Annotated in this window: 11 protein-coding genes; 3 read left to right on the top strand and 8 right to left on the bottom strand. The window is 61.8% G+C overall.

The window, feature by feature from the left end; all coding sequences use genetic code 11:
• Positions 1-95 precede the first annotated feature (95 nt).
• Positions 96-2,120, bottom strand: a complete 2,025-nt coding sequence (locus QQK16_RS01595) for a M3 family metallopeptidase (RefSeq protein WP_284194674.1) — start codon at positions 2,118-2,120, stop codon at positions 96-98.
• 140 nt (positions 2,121-2,260) lie between these two features.
• Between QQK16_RS01595 and QQK16_RS01590 the strand changes: the two genes are divergently transcribed.
• On the top strand, positions 2,261-2,791 hold the full coding sequence (locus QQK16_RS01590) for a gamma carbonic anhydrase family protein (protein WP_284194673.1): 531 nt from the start codon (positions 2,261-2,263) through the stop codon (positions 2,789-2,791).
• 72 nt (positions 2,792-2,863) lie between these two features.
• Positions 2,864-3,760 (top strand): acyltransferase, encoded by an 897-nt coding sequence (locus QQK16_RS01585; protein ID WP_284194672.1) that lies wholly within the window; start codon positions 2,864-2,866, stop codon positions 3,758-3,760.
• Between the two features lie 70 nt (positions 3,761-3,830).
• On the opposite strand, the gene QQK16_RS01580 is transcribed toward QQK16_RS01585, so the two are convergent.
• From QQK16_RS01580 to QQK16_RS01565, 4 genes are all read right to left on the bottom strand, one after another.
• Complete coding sequence (locus QQK16_RS01580; RefSeq protein ID WP_284194671.1) at positions 3,831-4,601, bottom strand: LytR/AlgR family response regulator transcription factor; 771 nt, start codon at positions 4,599-4,601, stop codon at positions 3,831-3,833.
• Positions 4,602-4,612: 11 nt separating this feature from the next.
• Positions 4,613-5,674, bottom strand: a complete 1,062-nt coding sequence (locus QQK16_RS01575; RefSeq protein ID WP_284194670.1) for a sensor histidine kinase — start codon at positions 5,672-5,674, stop codon at positions 4,613-4,615.
• 250 nt (positions 5,675-5,924) lie between these two features.
• Positions 5,925-6,725 (bottom strand): DUF3025 domain-containing protein, encoded by an 801-nt coding sequence (locus QQK16_RS01570; protein ID WP_284194669.1) that lies wholly within the window; start codon positions 6,723-6,725, stop codon positions 5,925-5,927.
• Positions 6,726-7,202: 477 nt separating this feature from the next.
• Positions 7,203-8,219: a zinc-binding alcohol dehydrogenase family protein gene (locus tag QQK16_RS01565; protein WP_284194668.1), complete on the bottom strand. Its 1,017-nt coding sequence runs from the start codon at positions 8,217-8,219 to the stop codon at positions 7,203-7,205.
• Between the two features lie 162 nt (positions 8,220-8,381).
• Here QQK16_RS01565 and QQK16_RS01560 point away from each other — a divergent pair, with 162 nt between their 5' ends.
• Entirely contained in the window at positions 8,382-9,293 is a 912-nt protein-coding gene (locus tag QQK16_RS01560) for a LysR family transcriptional regulator (protein WP_284194667.1), read from the top strand.
• Positions 9,294-9,339: 46 nt separating this feature from the next.
• Here the strand turns inward: QQK16_RS01560 and tpx (QQK16_RS01555) are convergent, their stop codons facing one another.
• The 3 genes from tpx (QQK16_RS01555) to QQK16_RS01545 all read right to left on the bottom strand — a co-directional run bounded on the left by tpx (QQK16_RS01555) (position 9,340) and on the right by QQK16_RS01545 (position 11,968).
• The gene (gene tpx / locus QQK16_RS01555; RefSeq protein WP_284194666.1) at positions 9,340-9,840 is read right to left on the bottom strand and encodes a thiol peroxidase; all 501 of its coding nucleotides are present in this window, start codon (positions 9,838-9,840) and stop codon (positions 9,340-9,342) included.
• 168 nt (positions 9,841-10,008) lie between these two features.
• Positions 10,009-10,518 carry a thiol peroxidase gene (gene tpx, locus QQK16_RS01550; protein WP_284194665.1) on the bottom strand — a complete coding sequence of 170 codons (510 nt, stop codon included), beginning with the start codon at positions 10,516-10,518 and terminating at the stop codon, positions 10,009-10,011.
• A gap of 112 nt (positions 10,519-10,630) precedes the next feature.
• Positions 10,631-11,968 (bottom strand): DUF3426 domain-containing protein, encoded by a 1,338-nt coding sequence (locus QQK16_RS01545; protein WP_284194664.1) that lies wholly within the window; start codon positions 11,966-11,968, stop codon positions 10,631-10,633.
• Between the last annotated feature and the right edge of the window lie 49 nt (positions 11,969-12,017).

Here is a 12,017-nt window from a genome sequence, read left to right as displayed (position 1 = left end):
TCTCTGCGGCAACAAAAAACCCGACACTGGTGTCGGGTTTTTTGTTGCCGGTATGATCTTGCCCGGCTTCTGGCGCCGCCAATACAAACCAGCGCCTAGCCAGCCATGCCATAGTGACGCAGCAAGGCGTCTATCTTGGGCGCACGCCCACGGAATGCCTTGAAGCTATCGATAGCCGGACGGCTGCCGCCAACGGCCAGGACTTCCTGGCGGAAGCGCTGGCCGGTTAGGCTGATCTGCGTCGGCGCTTCTTCGAATGCGGCATAGGCGTCGGCGCTCAGCACCTCGGCCCATTTGTAGCTGTAATAGCCCGCTGCGTAGCCACCGGCAAAAATATGGCTGAACAGATTGGGGAAGCGATTCCACTCGGGCGGCAGGTTGACGGCGACTTCCTCGCGGACGCGCTGCAGCAGTTGCAGCACAGTTTCCTGGCTGGCGCTGTCGCGGCTGTGCAGGGCCATGTCGAACAGGCCAAACTCCAGCTGGCGCACGTTGCCCATACCGCTCTGGAAGTTCTTGGCTGCCAGCATTTTGTCGTACAGCTCGCGCGGCAGGGGTTCGCCGGTTTCGGCATGCTCGGTCATGGCCACCAGACGTTCCCATTCCCAGCAGAAATTCTCCATGAACTGGCTGGGCAGCTCCACGGCATCCCACTCCACGCCGTTGAGACCTGCCACACCCAGTTCATTGACCTCGGTCAGCAGCAGATGCAGGCCATGGCCCATTTCATGGAACAGGGTGATGACTTCATCGTGGCTGAAGGTGGCCGGCTTGCCGTCGGCGCCGCGGCCAAAATTGCAGGTCAGGTAGGTTACCGGGGTTTGCAGGCCTTCAGACTTGAGTCTGCGGTTGCGGCAGTCATCCATCCAGGCGCCGCCGCGCTTGCCTTCGCGGGCGTAGAGATCGAAGTAGAACTGTCCCACTAGCTTGCCGGCCTGATCGACCAGGCGGTAGACGCGTACGTCTTCATGCCATACCGGCGCGGTGTCGGCCTCTGCCTTCAGGCCAAACAGGGTCTCTATCACATTGAACAGGCCGGCCAGCACCCGGGGTTCGGTGAAGTATTGCTTCACAGCCTGCTCAGAAAAGCTGTAGCGGGCTTCCTTCAGCTTCTCAGTGGCATAGCCCAGATCCCACATCTGCAGGTCGGCCAGGCTCAGGTGCTCACGGGCGTAGGTTTCCAGCTCGGCGCGGTCGCGCTGGGCGTGCGGCTTGGCACGGGCGGCCAGGTCTCGCAGGAAGACCAGCACTTCGTCCGGCGTGTCGGCCATCTTGGTGGCGACCGAATACTCGGCATAGTTGGCAAAGCCCAGCATGGCGGCCAACTCGCCACGCAGGGCCAGGATGCGATCAATCAGGGCGCTGTTGTCCAGTTCGGCCGGGCCAAACTCAGATGCACGGGTGCTGTAGGCGCGGTAGAGCTGGGCACGCAGTTCTCGATTGTCGCAGTAGCTTTGCACCGGCAGATACACGGGCATGTGCAGGCTCAGCTTGTAGCCGGGCTTGCCATCCTTCTCGGCGGCGGCACGGCACATGGCCTTGATATCCTCGGGTAGCCCGGCCAGCTCGGCTTCGCTGTCCACATACAGGGCGAAGGCATCGGTGGCATCCAGCAGGTTCTGTTCGAACTTGGCCGACAGATTGGCCAGCTCCTCCTTGATGGCGCTGAAACGTGCCTTCTGCTCATCGGCCAACTCGGCACCACCAAGACGAAAGTCGCGCAGGGCGTTTTCGATGATGCGCTTCTTGGCGGCGTCATAGCCCGCATACTCGGGGCATTGCGCCAGCAGCTTGTACTGGGCGAACAAGGCCAGGTTCTGCCCCAGTTCGGCACCAAATTGGCTTAGCTTGGGCAGGTTGGCATTGTAGGCTTCGCGCAGTGCAGGGGTATTGACCACGAAATTGAGATGGCTCACCTGTCCCCAGGCACGCCCCAGGCGCTCGTTGGCGTCATCCAACGGGCGTACAAAGTTATCCCAGCTGACAGGGCTGATGGTCTCCGCCGCCCTTACGGCGGCGCGGGCCTCGACCAGCAACTGATCGATGGCGGGGGTGATGTGTTCGGGCAGGATATCGCCAAACCGTGGCAAGGCAGAGAAATCGAGTAGGGGGTTGGTCATGGCGTGGGCTCGGTCCGGTAACGATAGGAAGTCTGATTGAGGCTAGATGGGGGCGATTTGCTCCCAAGGCAAGGGCTGGCATGGGCTAGCACAGGGCTCTCGGCTATACTCGGGCGCTTGTATTGGATTGGAGTTTAACCATGGCCGTACGTCCGTTCAAAGGTATCAAGCCCGTTGTGCCCGACTCTGCCTATGTCGATGAAGCTGCCGTGGTGGTGGGCGAGGTGGTACTGGGCGAGAACGCCTCTATCTGGCCGGGCGCCATTGTTCGTGGGGACGTCAATCATATCCATATCGGACGGGATTCCAATGTGCAGGATCTGGCCTGCCTGCATGTCAGCCACAAGCGGCCGGAAGACCCCTTGGGCGCGCCGCTGATCATAGGCGAGCGAGTAACCATAGGTCACCAGGTGACACTGCATGGCTGCACCATAGGCGACGAGTGCCTGATCGGCATCGGCACCATCGTGCTCGATCGCGCCGTGATCGAGCCACGGGTGATGATAGGTGCAGGTTCGCTGGTACCACCTGGCAAGGTGCTACGTTCAGGCCACCTCTATCTGGGCCGTCCGGTCAAGGAAGTCCGGGCGCTTACCGAAGATGAGATCGCACACTTTGCCTACTCTGCCCAGCACTATGTGCGATTGATGCGTGGGCACCAGGAAAGCTGACCGGCATCAACCGAAACCGCCGCCGTATTGGCTTACAATGCGGCGCATTATCAAGCAGTAGATTGGTTCGCCATGCTGAACTTCCTTCCCGCGTTCCTGCGCGGCCTGATTTCCTCGTTGCTGCTGGCGCTGAATGTGCTGGTTTATGGGTTCATGATACTGACCCTGGCCATCATCAAGTTCGTGCTGCCGTTCACCGCCATCCGCAAGGCGGTGGATAGGGTGCTCAATACCCTGGCGCAGGGTTGGGTCTACAACAACAGTGTCTGGATTGCCCTGGCGCAGAAGATCAACTGGCGGCTGGAGGGGCTGGAGAAGCTCAACCCCAAGGGCTGGTACCTGGTCAGTTCCAATCACCAGAGCTGGGTCGACATCTTTGTCCTGCAGCAGACCCTCAAGGGCCATATTCCCTTCCTCAAGTTCTTTCTCAAGCAACAACTGATTTTTGTGCCTGTGATTGGCCTGGTCTGGTGGGCGCTGGATTTCCCCTTCATGAAGCGCCACAGCGAGGCCTATCTCAAGAGGCATCCGGAAGCCCGTGGCCAGGATCAGGAGACTACCCGGCGCGCCTGTGAGAAGTTCGCCCTGGTGCCGACCTCGGTCATCAACTTTCTGGAAGGCACCCGTTATACCTCTGCCAAGCATGCGCAGCAGCAGTCGCCCTACACCCATTTGCTCAAGCCCAAGGCCGGCGGCATTGCCCTGGCCATGAACGCCATGGGGGAGAAGTTTCAGTCATTGATCGATGTCACCATCTACTATCCCGATGGCCCACCGAGCTTCTGGGATTTCCTGGCTGGCCGGGTCAAGCAGATTGTGGTCCTGGTGAAGGAAAGGCCTATTCCGGCTGAGTTGACCCGTGGCGATTACGGGGGCGACGCAGTGTTCCGCGCCAAGGTGCAGGCCTGGGTGCACGAGATGTGGCAGGACAAGGACAAGCTGCTGGCAAGCTTGCACCGCGGCGCCTGATACCAGGGCGCGCCGCGATTGGAACAGCCGCTACCCTGGGTAGCGGCTTTTTTGCGCCCGTGGGGACGGCTTACATCTGCTTGAACAGATGCGCATAGGCGCGGCTGACGGCCACCTTCTCCGGGCGTGACTTCAGGGTCAGCGTTACCTTGCCGGTGAAGTCGCGGCAGGCCTCGGCGATATCGCGCACATTGACCAGGGTGGCGCGATGTACCTGCCAGAACTGGTCGGCGTCCAACTGCTCCAGCAGCTCCTTCAAGGAGGTGCGTATCAGGTACTCGCCCTCGCGGGTCACCACAGTGGTGTATTTGTCGGCGGCGTGGAAGTAGCAAACGTCGTCTACTGCGATCAGCTTGACCTCGTTGCCCTGACCGGCCCGTATCCAGGTCAGCCGGTGGCTACCGGGGGTGATGGGCAGGCCGCCACCCAAGGCTGCACGCAGGCTGTCCAGCAGGGCGCCGTTGTTGGCCGGGCGCTGGCTGGCCAGCTTGTCGCGCAGCTTGGTGATGGTGCGGCTGAGCCTGTCGTCGCTGAAAGGCTTGAGCAGGTAATCAATGGCATCGCGCTCGAAGGCCTCGACGGCATACTGATCGAAGGCCGTGACAAACACACAGTGGCAGCCATCGGCCGAACGGGCCACCTCCAGGCCAGTCAGGCCGGGCATCTTAATATCCAGAAAGGCCACGTCGGGCTCGTGCTCGCGCATGGCGGCAGCGGCCTCAAGGCCATTGCGGGCCACTGCGATGATGTCCAGCTCAGGCCATAGCTGGCCCAGCTTGATCCTGAGATAGTCGGCCAGCAGGGGTTCGTCGTCGGCGATCAGGGCGGTGGGTGTTTGCATCGGTGTGTCGATTATCCGTGATTCAGCGGCAGTTCCAGCCGGGCAGTGACGCCACCGGCCGGGTTGGACTGCAATGACAGCCCGGCAGCGCTACCGTACAGTGTAGCCAGTCTGGCGCGTACATTGCTCAGCCCCACTCCCTGGCCGCGGACTTCTTCCGGCAGGCCCAGGCCGTTGTCGATGACGCTGGCGACCAGTCGGCCACCATCTATATCCAGGGCGACCTGTACCGTGCCGCCTTCCACCTTGGGCTCCAGCCCGTGGCTGACGGCGTTTTCCACCAGGGGCTGCAACAGCATGGGAGGGAGGTGGGCATCCAGCAACGGCTCGGGGCAGCTCAGGCTGAAGTCCAGACGCTCGCCCATACGTATCTTGAGTATGCCCAGGTAGGCCTGCAGCAGGTCCAACTCCTGCCTGACCGTGCTGTGCTCGTTGCGGGTACGGGCCAGCGAGGCGCGCAGATAGTCGTTAAACAGGCCCAGCATCTGCTTGGCGCGGTCTGGCGCAATATCGATCAGACTTTGCACGCTGGCCAGGGTATTGAACAGGAAGTGCGGCTCTATCTGCGCCTGCAGCATGCGTAGCTGCGACTGTATCAGCAGCTTGTCCTGCTCGGCCCGCTTGGCCTGCTCCAGATGGTAGGCCGATTCCATCCGGCTGGTTTTCTCACGGCCCCACAGGATGCTGCCTATGACGCCGGCAGCCAGCAGAAAGAAGAACAGACTGAAAGCCAGGTAGTGCGGGTACTTGCTGATGACATCAGCAAGTTCGTCCACCCGCGCCACCCAGTTGAAGGCCAGCCCCACCAGTGCGCCAATGAACACGGCGGCGGCGAAGTACCAGGGCTCGCGCTCGGGCGCGGGCTTGATCACCGAAAAGGTGAAGGTAATGGCAGCAAAAACCGAGAAGCCTATGACCTGTATGGTCAGCATCACCCGCCAGGTGGGCGAGTCGCTGGACAAGGCAAAGAACACCCCGGCCAGGGTGTTGAATAGCAGGGTGACCAGGAGGTTGCGCCAGAGTGAACGGCGCACCTCTCCGGTAGCTAGCGTAGTGTGGGCTGCGGTGGGCATGCCTCGAGCTTAGGCGATTCGCACCGCCGGGTCACGTATGGGTTTGCTGGGCTGAGGCGTACGCAACGGTACGACCTTTCCTTGCAGCGTACTGGGTGCGGCTGGGGCACGGCGGCCCAAGGTAAACGGACTGAACATCTTTCTCTCCCCCTAAAGCCGGCTGACTGGCTGGCGAGGCGAAAGTTAGCGCGTCTGCTCGAGGTCGCGGAGTGCTTTGCGATGAAATGCGGTTTAGGCGGGCGAAATGCATTCAGCGTTGATGAACGACGCTGCGCTTGCGACGAAAATGCGTCTCGTCAGCATAGAAATCTGTCGTCTGCTCCGGCCACCAGCCGGGTATGCCGAGCACAGGCAGGGGCGGCAAGGCGCGTGGATCCTGCAACTGGCCGCGGCTTATGGCCTCGGCCAGCTGGTTATCCAGCCACCGCAGCCGGCTAGGGTGGTCGAGTTCGAACCAGTCGGCCGCGACCGCTACCAGCATGACCTTGGCCACAATGCCCTTGAATGGCGCCAGGCTTTTTTCCATCAGGGCGTGGCCCACACTCCAGGGTTCCATCAGCCGGCCCCAATCCCCTCGGCGGGCCTGGAAGAGCTGCGGCCAATCATGTGCCCGGAGTGCTTCGGCCAAGGTGGGGTCCGCTACAGCCAGCACCAGCCCCGACTCATCGAACAGGGTAGCGGCATCACGGGCCCGGCTACGTAGCGGTCCTGCCTGGCAGGCCAGCTCATCCACATGCTGCTGGTTCAGCGCCGCCTTGGTGCGCGGCCAAGCCAGCCAGCATAGCGCATTGAAGCAGTCGTGCCAGTTGTCGGGCCGGGTAGCCACCAGGCCTTGCTGGGCGATACGCAGCTCGTAGTTGCCATCGGCCAGTTCGGCAGGGTCGGCAAAGCCTATCGGCAACCCGGCCTGGTTGAGCGTCTGCAAGGAAGGCGGCAGCGCCTGCCAGTCGGCATGGCGGGGGAACTGCTGCCAATCCAACTCGGCCAGTACGCCACGCAGTGGCAGCAGCCAGGGAGAGTGCAGCAGATGAGGCAGGGGCCAGGGCAGCATGACGGTGTCGCAACTCAAAAGGCCATGAGCTTAGCGCCTATGGCCTGCCAGGCAAAGTTGCCTGCCACGAGCTGAATCGTTGAAAGTGAACGCCATTCAGCAAGATGACGAGTGCCAGCGAGGTGGCCTCCACGCACCGTGCAACATGGACTGCCGTCGCGGCGGCGCGGGTGGGGGGAATAAAACAAGGGAGAGCTCAACGTATCAGGCTGCGCTGCGGTTTAGCGCCAGGGTCTCCCTGGCGCCTGACATCTCCGTAACGCCCATCAATGGCCAGATTTCGTCGTAGGCGCTGAAGCCAATTAAAACTGATAACGAGCGTCAGCGAGGCTCCCGCGCGGCGGCGCGGGCGGGGGGTGTGGAATAAAACAAGGGAGAGCTCAACGTATCAGGCTGCGCTGCGGTTTAGCGCCAGGGTCTCCCTGGCGCCTGACATCTCCGTAACGCCCATCAATGGCGTCAGTTCATACCAAGCTCTCAAAAGCCAGTCAGCACCAGCTTGCCTATGACCTTGCCTTCTTCCAGCAGCGCATGGGCGCGGCGCAAGTTGGCGGCATTGATACTGCCCAGTTTTTCACCCAGTGTGGTCTTGAGTGTACCGTTGTCTATGAGTCGGGCTACCTCAACCAGCAGGCGATGCTGCTCTATCATGTCGGCAGTCTGGAACAGCGAGCGGGTGAACATCATCTCCCAGGCGAAGAAGGCGCTCTTGGCTTTGAGCTTCTCGATATCATGCGGCTTGGCGGCTTCTACAATGGACACAATACCACCTTGAGGCGCGACCAGTTCGGCCAGGGTATCGAAGTAGGCATCGGTATCGCTGGTGCAGAATATGTAATCCACCTGGGCAAAGCCTTCAGCGCGCACGGCGTCCAGCAGTTCGCTGCCATGCCTGACGACATGGTCTGCACCCAGCGTCTGGCACCAGGCCCGTGATTCCGGCCGGCTGGCTGTAGCGATCACCTTCAGGCCTGCCAGCTTGGCCAGCTGTATGGCGATGGAACCTACACCACCGGCACCGCCGACTATCAGCAGGGTCTTGCCGGCATCCCGACCGTGACGATCCAGCCGCAGCCGCTCGAACAAGGCCTCCCAGGCGGTGATGGCAGTCAGTGGCAGGGCGGCGGCGGCCGTGTAGTCCAACGTGGTGGGCATGGGGCCGACAATGCGCTCATCCACCAGCTGGTACTCAGCGTTGCTGCCTTGGCGGGTGATATCGCCAGCGTAATAAACCTTGTCGCCAGGCTGGAACAGGGTCACGGACTCACCTACGGCTTCCACTACGCCTGCGGCATCCCAGCCCAGTATCTTGGGATTAGCTTCCACCGTGTCCTTGGGGGCGCGGATCTTGAAGTCCACCGGATTGACAGCGATGGCTTCGATACGAACCAGCAGGTCATGGCCGCTGGGTTGGGCGGGGCGGGGCAACTCCATATCCAGCAGCGATTCGGGGTGGTTGATAGGCAGGTATTTGGTCAGGGCGACAGCACGCATGATGTTCTCCATAAGGGTTCAGGGGCTGCAACCCGTGATTGAGTGGCAGCAACTTCGAGTGACTGCAGTGTAGATTCGTTCTTTGAGTTGATAAATAATCAAAAAAGAACAATATTGTTTCTTATGGAAGACAATAACATTAGCCCAGACGAGTTGGCCGGCATGGCGCTTTTCGCCGCCGTGGTGGAAGCCGGCAGCCTGACTGCGGCTGCCGAGCGGCTGGCGCTGTCAAAGTCGGCGGTCAGCAAGGCCTTGGTGGCACAGGAGGCAAGGCTGGCAGCCAAGCTGTTGCAACGCACTACCCGCCGTCAGTCCCTGACTGAGGTGGGCACGGCTTATTATGAACACTGCCGCAGGGTATTGCTGGAGGCCGGTGAGGCACGTAGGGCGGTGGACAGACTGCATGCCCAGCCTGTGGGCGTGCTGCGCATTACAGCGCCTATCAGCTTTGGCAGCGAGCATCTTTCACGCCATATGCCCGAGTTGCTGAAGCGCTACCCTGGCATGCAGGTAGATTTGCAACTGAGCGACCGGCTGGTGGATCTGGCCGAAGAAGGCTACGACCTGGCCATTCGGGTGACGGACAAGCCAGACCCCCTGTTGGTGGCGCGCGCGCTGGCGCCCATACGTTGGGTGGTCTGCGCTAGCCCAGCCTACCTAGCCCAGCATGGCACCCCAATGCAGCCCTCAGACCTGGCAGGGCATGCCTGCCTTACCTATCCAGCACTGACGCCGGGCGGAGCCTGGCCATTCCTGCTGCAGGGGCAATCCTGGCAGCAGCCGGTCAGCGGCCCGCTACGCATGAACAACAGCCTGGCCCTGTTGCTGGCCGCATTGGGTGGCTTGGGTGTAGTGCGCTTGCCGAGTTTTGCTGCTTCGGGGCAACTGGCCGACGGCAGCTTGCGACCCCTGCTGCAGGACTACGCCGTACCACCGCAGACGGCCCTGGCAGTCTACCTGCCCAACCGCTATCTCTCACCCAAGGTCAGGGCTTGTGTCGATTTTCTGCGCGAGCGGCTAGGGAATGGCGGTAGGCCATATTGGGATCACTGGCTGGATGAGACAGGGAAATGAAACAGGCCACCTATTGGTGGCCTGTGAACAGGCTCTTAGCCCGTGCTTACTTCAACACGGCCAGGGCTGCTTCGTAGTTGGGCTCATCGGCAATCTCGCCAACCAGTTCAGCGTGGATCACCTTGTTGGCTTCATCTAGCACGACCACCGCGCGCGCGGTCACGCCGGCCAGAGGGCCGCCGGCGAGGTCGACGCCGTAGTCAGTAATGAATTCACGACCTCGCATGGTGGACAGGGTGACCACATTGCTCAGGCCTTCGGCACCGCAGAAGCGCTTTTGGGCAAATGGCAGATCGGCCGAGATGCACAGCACCACGGTGTTGGCCAGCTTGTCGGCTTCGGCATTGAACTTGCGGGTGGACATGGCGCAGGTCGGGGTATCGATGCTGGGGAATATGTTCAGCACCTTGCGCTTGCCGGCAAAGGTCTCCAGCGTGGCGTCTGCCAGGTCGGCGCCGACCAGCTTGAAGGCGGGGGCGGTGCTGCCAACCACGGGGAAGGTGCCATTGACGGGGATGGGGTTGCCGCGCAGGGTAACGGTGGACATGGGGGAACTCCTGGTTAGAAAAACGGGTAGGTTGGTGCCGGGCGGCGCAGCTTCCCGGTTGGGTAGGCGGTCGCACCAGCGGGATTCGGTAGCTTAGAAAACACCATTCCCGCCGGAGCGGGAATGGTGTCATGCGATACGGTGAGCATCGGGTTCAATCGATGTCTGTCATTCCTGCGCCAGCATGGCTTCGGCCAGCTTGTCGTAGTTGGGTTCCGCGTTGACGTCCTGCACCAGTTCGGCGAACAGCACGGTGTCGTTTTCGTCGAGACCAAACAGGGCGGTTGACATCATGCCCGATAGTGGCACATCGGTGATCATGACGCCGTAATCCTTGTGGAAATCACGGCCGCGCAGGGTAGAGAGCAGGTGCACCTTGCGTATGCCCTCGGTGGCAATCACCCGGGCCATGGCATAGGGGGTATCGACAGATACCACAAAGGATTTGGTGTTGGGGAAGCCATCGGCGATGCTTTCCAGCCTGCGGGTTATCTTCAGGCCGATTTCGGCATCCACACTGGGCACCACGGCGATGATCTTGCGCTTGCCGATGAACTTGGACAGTGGGACATCACCGAGGTTGGTGTCCACCAGCATAAAGCTGTGCGCGGTGTCGCCTACGCGCGGAAAGCGGCCGCCCACGCCTATCGGCTCGCCGTTAAGTAGCACAGTGGCCATGTTTGTTGTCCTCCGGTTGATGGCATCTACAGTATCGACAGCCGCAGCCATGAAAGCAAGCCGGTTGCGTGGAATTCACCGGGCCTGTGCCATACCGGCTTGTGGCGCCCAGCTAGTGCCGTACCGGATAGAACCAGCTCAGGGTGTAGCCGCTGGAGCGCATATCGCCCAGGTCCAGTTGCAGGAAGGCACGCAACTCGCCATTGGCAGCCAGGTTGGCTGGCAGTGGGGATGGCGTGCCATCGGCCAGCGGGGCCAGGTAGTCACGCGGGGAGAAAGCCTTGCGGGCGACGATACGGTCGTTATCGTCGGTCAGGGTCAGCTCCAGCATGGGCAGGGCCTGGGCGTAGCTGGCCTGGTTGCGCAAGGTGGCATTCAGCTGGATCAGGTTGGGGTGATCGGGTAGTGATACCAGCTCATTCCATTCTGTACGCAGGAACTCGGCTCGCGATGGCAGGGTCATGGTGCAGCCTGCCATGGCGCAGAACCGCTGCAGCTTGGGGGCCATGCCGGGGAGCTCGTTAGCAAGGTCGGTGTGGTAGCGGTAGGCAAGCTGGCCGCCCAGCGCAATGGCGGCCAGCAGGGCCGGTATGCTCCACAACCAGCGCCAGGGCGAGGGGCCACCTGGCACGCGCAGCATGGCTTCGTCCTGCGCCGTCAGTATGGGGCGATAGGTGCCACTGGCTGTGTCGCCGGCCAGGGGCGATGCTGCTGCCATCACGGCAGGTTCAGGCTCGGCTGTCTCGGCTGGAGGCAGGGCAGCTTCCACACTGGCGCTGGTTGCGCTATGCCAAGCCTCGAAGTCGGCGCTGGAAAAGGCGGCGGCTGCTTCGGCGGGAGGAATCTCGATGACTTCTATGCCACCGGCGGGCAGATCATGCAGGCCGTGGTCGTCGCCCAGATGATCATGCGCGGGCGTAGGCGCGACCTGTGCCTCATGTTCGGCTTCGCGGAAGTTCAGGTCCAGCTCCAGCATCCCGTCCGGTTCGGCGTGGGTTGTCGCTGCCTTGGGCGCATCGTCTGCCAGGCTGGCGGGCAGGCCGGCCTGCGACAGTACGCTGGCCAGGTGTTGCAGGCTCTGGCTGGCGAGCGAATCATCCTTGCCATCACGTTCTGCTTCGGCTGCTGCCTCCAGCTGGCTGGTGACGCTGTCCAGGCCGTAGGCTGCGTCTTCCTGTGCCTGGGTTTCGGCGGCGGTCGGCTTGGCCGGTTCGGGCTTGGGCTGCGCTACCGCGGTCTCTGGCGCCGGTACAGGTGTGGTCTTGGGCGATGGAGCTACTGCCGCTGGCTTGGCTGACTCACGAGGCCGCGATTCCCCCTGCAACTGGCTCAGGGCGTCGAAGACGAAGGCACATCGCCCGCAGCGCACCTTGCCATCAAAGGCACTGAGGTGGGCGTCGGTGACGCGGAAGCTGGTGCGGCAGTTGGGGCAGCGCGTGATGTGGTACATGGAGCCGGATTTTAGCCGCAGCTTCTGCGGGCGTGTCTAACTATCCGCA

This window comes from Chitinimonas prasina (assembly GCF_030160395.1).
GTDB lineage: Bacteria > Pseudomonadota > Gammaproteobacteria > Burkholderiales > Chitinimonadaceae > Chitinimonas > Chitinimonas prasina.
The sequence above is the reverse complement of the archived record's forward strand: the minus strand, read 5'-3'. Positions and strand labels throughout refer to the sequence as shown.

What these genes read in the sequence shown, in the direction of transcription:
- QQK16_RS01595 (WP_284194674.1), bottom strand. Translation starts at nt 2,120, where the DNA reads ATGACCAACCCCCTACTCGATTTCTCTGCCTTGCCACGGTTTGGCGAT.
- QQK16_RS01590 (WP_284194673.1), top strand. Translation starts at nt 2,261, where the DNA reads ATGGCCGTACGTCCGTTCAAAGGTATCAAGCCCGTTGTGCCCGACTCT.
- QQK16_RS01585 (WP_284194672.1), top strand. Translation starts at nt 2,864, where the DNA reads ATGCTGAACTTCCTTCCCGCGTTCCTGCGCGGCCTGATTTCCTCGTTG.
- QQK16_RS01580 (WP_284194671.1), bottom strand. Translation starts at nt 4,601, where the DNA reads ATGCAAACACCCACCGCCCTGATCGCCGACGACGAACCCCTGCTGGCC.
- QQK16_RS01575 (WP_284194670.1), bottom strand. Translation starts at nt 5,674, where the DNA reads ATGCCCACCGCAGCCCACACTACGCTAGCTACCGGAGAGGTGCGCCGT.
- QQK16_RS01570 (WP_284194669.1), bottom strand. Translation starts at nt 6,725, where the DNA reads ATGCTGCCCTGGCCCCTGCCTCATCTGCTGCACTCTCCCTGGCTGCTG.
- QQK16_RS01565 (WP_284194668.1), bottom strand. Translation starts at nt 8,219, where the DNA reads ATGCGTGCTGTCGCCCTGACCAAATACCTGCCTATCAACCACCCCGAA.
- QQK16_RS01560 (WP_284194667.1), top strand. Translation starts at nt 8,382, where the DNA reads ATGGCGCTTTTCGCCGCCGTGGTGGAAGCCGGCAGCCTGACTGCGGCT.
- tpx (WP_284194666.1), bottom strand. Translation starts at nt 9,840, where the DNA reads ATGTCCACCGTTACCCTGCGCGGCAACCCCATCCCCGTCAATGGCACC.
- tpx (WP_284194665.1), bottom strand. Translation starts at nt 10,518, where the DNA reads ATGGCCACTGTGCTACTTAACGGCGAGCCGATAGGCGTGGGCGGCCGC.
- QQK16_RS01545 (WP_284194664.1), bottom strand. Translation starts at nt 11,968, where the DNA reads ATGTACCACATCACGCGCTGCCCCAACTGCCGCACCAGCTTCCGCGTC.